Origin of the sequence: Holophaga foetida DSM 6591, from assembly GCF_000242615.2 — a bacterium.
In the GTDB taxonomy this organism is placed as follows: domain Bacteria; phylum Acidobacteriota; class Holophagae; order Holophagales; family Holophagaceae; genus Holophaga; species Holophaga foetida.
The window spans coordinates 53,416-57,050 of record NZ_KI912268.1 but is presented as its reverse complement, the minus strand read 5'-3'; the positions used below and the strand labels follow the sequence as shown (position 1 = coordinate 57,050).

Below are 3,635 nucleotides of genomic sequence, written 5' to 3'. Positions count from 1 at the left end.
CCTGCCTGCCCGCGTTCTGAAGGGCTCCAACCAGCTCAAGCTCGACCTCGGCAATCACCCCGCCAAGGCCGAGATCCTCGCCCTGTTCCGCGAGTTGATCCCGCCCCTCGGCAAAGCCGCCTGACCCCACCCGCAACCGATTCAAGAGGCCTGGACTCGGCCGGAGGCCTGCCCGAGTAACTACCTGGGGGCGCCGAACAGCATGATCTGCCACCTGGTTCCCCCCGCCGAAGCCGAAGAAGGCCCCCTCAGCGGCCTTCATTGCCTGTCGAGGGGATGGGGGCTGGCTAGGCGATCGCATGGCTCACGGATTCACGAACATCTTCGGCCTGATCATCCCCACCCTCATGAAGGACTGGAATCTTCAGCCCGCCCAGGTTGGCTTGCTCGGCAGCTGGGGCATGTTCGGCATGATCTTCGGCTCCCTGGCCTTCGGCCCCCTGGCTGACTCCATCGGCAAGAAGCATTCGATCCTCATCGGCACCGCCATCTACGTCATCTTCACCACAGCCTGTGGCTTCGTGCACAGCTTCAACGCCTTCGCCATCTGCCGCTTCATCGCCGGTTTCGCTCTGGCGGGCATCTTCCCCCTGGCGGTGGCCTTCACCTCCGAGTATTCCCCCAAGCCCATCCGCAGCCGCCTGACGGTGTGGGTGACCTCCGGCATGGCCGTCGGCACCGTGATCGCCGCCCTGGCCGGTATGGCTCTCATCGGCCCCTACGGCTGGCGCGCCATGTTCTATGTCTCTGCGATCATGATCCTTCTGCTCCTGGGCCAGGCCTACCTGCCCGAGTCCATCGCCTACCTCAAGAAGAAGGGGCAGAACCAGCAGATCGGCCGCATCCTGGAGCGTATCGATCCCACCTTCAAGGCCACCGAGGCTGATGATTATCAGCTCGAAGCCAAGGATTCCGGCAAGGGCACCGTGGCCAACCTCTTCAAGGGGGGCTACGCCAAGAACACCGTGCTGTTCTGGATCATCATGATGTGCAGCTACATCTTCATCTACGGCGTGCTCATGTGGCTCCCCAAGCTCATGACCATGAAGGGCTTCAGCATCAAGGGCAGCCTCTTCTTCACCATGACCTGGAACCTCGGTTTCATCCTGGGCATTCCCCTCTTCGGCTACCTCAGCGACAAGATCGGCGGAAGGAACACCACCCGCTTCGGTTGGGTTGTCCTGGCCATCCTGGTGTCCCTCATCGGCTTCATGAACAACGCCATCGTCCTGACCATCCTGCTCTTCTTCACGGGTGCCTTCCAGCACGGCGTCTCCGGCGCCATGGGTTCCTACCTGGCCCAGTCCTACCCCACCTCCTTCCGCGCCACCGGCACCACCTGGGGCTACGGCCTGGGACGCATCGGCGGCACTGCGGGCCCCATCATCGGCGGCTTCCTGGTGGCCCAGAAGATGCACGTGGGCTACAACCTGATGTGCTTCGCCTCGCTCCTCATCATCGCTGCGATCCTCGTCAGCTTCACGACGGACTTCTTCAAGAAGCCTGAGTTCTCCGCAGCACCCCAGCGGAATTCCTAAGGTTCCACCCTCTGCGCCTTTCTCTCCTCCACGAAGAAAGGCGCAGTTTTTTCAGCCGGTTCCGCCACTCCCGGGTGCTGCATCTCTGTGAAAAATCAAGCCCGGCCGGAAATCCGTCGAAGTACAGCACACCCTCCAGTTTCAGGTCCTTTCATTACCCCACCCAACCAGCCCCGACCCCCGGGGCGCCAACCAAGGAGTAATAAATGAAGAACCGCCTGTCCCTCCTGCTCGTGGCCGGTGCCATCGCCATGCCCGCCCTCGCCGATGCTCCCAAGTCCGAGTGGAGCCTCTACGGCACCCTGGTCACCGAACTGAACAACACGAAGGTCTCCGGCTCCAACACCGCCGCCTACGACCTTGCTTCCCGTAACCGCTTCACCTGCTCCACCTCCAACGTGGGCCTCAAGGGCAGCATGCAGGCCACCCCCGACATCAAGGTGATCTGGCAGCTGGAGAGCTCCGTCGGCATCGATGGTGATGCCCCCAGCACCTGGGCCGGCCGCAACACCGCCCTGGGCCTGGAGACCAAGTTCGGCACCGTCCTGGCCGGTTCCTGGGACACCCCCTACAAGGATGTGGTCATGAAGATGGGGCCCGTCCCCGCCTCCCTGGTCTCCGATGTCAGCATCATTACCACCCCCGGCTTCCGCACCATCGGAACCGTGACGGCCACCAAGCCTGCCGGTAACAGCGGCGACGCCATCTTCAACCGCCGCCAGGGCAACAGCATCCAGTACTGGTCCCCCGCATTCCAGGGCTTCCAGGCCAAGCTCATGTATTCCATGAACGAGGGCAAGGCTGCTAACAGCGCCGCCGTCCAGACGAACCCCACCCTCCTGTCCGGCACCGTCAGCTACAACAACAAGGCCCTGGGCCTGACTGTCATCTACGCCTTCGAGCAGCACAACGACTACTTCGGCCTTTCCCAGATGAACCTGGGCCAGACGCTCGCCGCCACGGCATCTTCAAACGAAACCGTCCTCGGCAAGGGTGGCGTGAATTCCAAGGACACCGGCAACATGCTGGCCGTCTACTGGGCCCTGCCCACCAAGACCCGCATCTGCGCCGTGGTCGAGCAGTTGAAGTACACCACGGATAACCCGACGAATGCATCTGCCCCCGTAGGGAACACGGTTCCTGCAAACGCAGCCACCGGCAACCTCGCGGCCGCCGAGTACAAGCGGACCGCCTGGTACGTCATCGCCAGTCAGGAGATCGATGCCCACAAGGTCTGGGCTGGCTTCGGCATGGCGGGCAAGGGCACCCTCAAGGATGAGTCTGGAGCCAAGGTCGCCGGCGAGTTCGGTGCCAAGCAGTACACCCTGGGCTACGCCTACAGCCTCACCAAGGGCGTGAGCCTCTACGCCAACATCTACGGCGTAATCAACGACGAGAACGCCACCTACTCCCCCATGCCCCCCGTGGCTGGTGGCGCTGCTGGTGCCAGCGGCACCATCGGCCAGAATGGCGACACCAGGGGCTTCGGCGGCGGACTGCTCTACAAGTTCTAAGCCAGCCAGAACGCTGAGGGTTTCCCCTCGGACCTGAATACACCCGGCTCTCCTTCCCTCAGGGATAGAAAGCCGGGTGCTTTTTTTGCAGCCACTTCCACCGCCAAGCAACCCCGCCGCACGGGGTTGCTTGGCGGTGGAAGTGGCTTTCGGATCTTTACGATTGATGGCAAACGGGCATCACCTGGCAGCGATTTCCTTTGCAGACATGGGGAAAAGCCAGTGAGCATTTCGTCGGTGGGGCGTGGGCGAGGCTGCCTCAGGTAGACGGAGCCCCCACCGATGAAATGCGGTGTTGAACAAGCCCGGAGCGGCGGGGGAGTTGGGCGAGGGCTATGGGGAAATCGCGCCTGCTGATCCACTTTTGGGGACGCCAGGTCCCCTGTCGCCCAGGGATTGCTGACTGCTGAGCCCGACAGTCCCGGCAGGGGCTTGGACCGAGTTGGCGTCATAGCAGGGCTTCGCCGTCCCGCCGTGGTGGAGGTCGTGGTGCAGGTGATGGATAGCTGAGAGGCTGACAGTCATGGCATCACCGCCGGGGGTGCCCTGGAGGCTTCACTCGATCAGCGGTCGCCAGAGGATC

Annotated in this window: 2 protein-coding genes; both read left to right on the top strand. The window is 62.8% G+C overall.

Going from position 1 to position 3,635, the window contains the following annotated elements; all coding sequences use genetic code 11:
* Positions 1-299 precede the first annotated feature (299 nt).
* Positions 300-1,538 carry an MFS transporter gene (locus HOLFODRAFT_RS0200290; protein ID WP_005031293.1) on the top strand — a complete coding sequence of 413 codons (1,239 nt, stop codon included), beginning with the start codon at positions 300-302 and terminating at the stop codon, positions 1,536-1,538.
* Positions 1,539-1,744: 206 nt separating this feature from the next.
* A complete protein-coding gene (locus HOLFODRAFT_RS0200285) occupies positions 1,745-3,052 on the top strand; it encodes a porin (RefSeq protein WP_005031295.1) in 1,308 nt (435 codons plus the stop codon).
* The last annotated feature ends 583 nt before the right edge of the window (positions 3,053-3,635 follow it).

What these genes read in the sequence shown, in the direction of transcription:
- HOLFODRAFT_RS0200290 (WP_005031293.1), top strand. Translation starts at nt 300, where the DNA reads ATGGCTCACGGATTCACGAACATCTTCGGCCTGATCATCCCCACCCTC.
- HOLFODRAFT_RS0200285 (WP_005031295.1), top strand. Translation starts at nt 1,745, where the DNA reads ATGAAGAACCGCCTGTCCCTCCTGCTCGTGGCCGGTGCCATCGCCATG.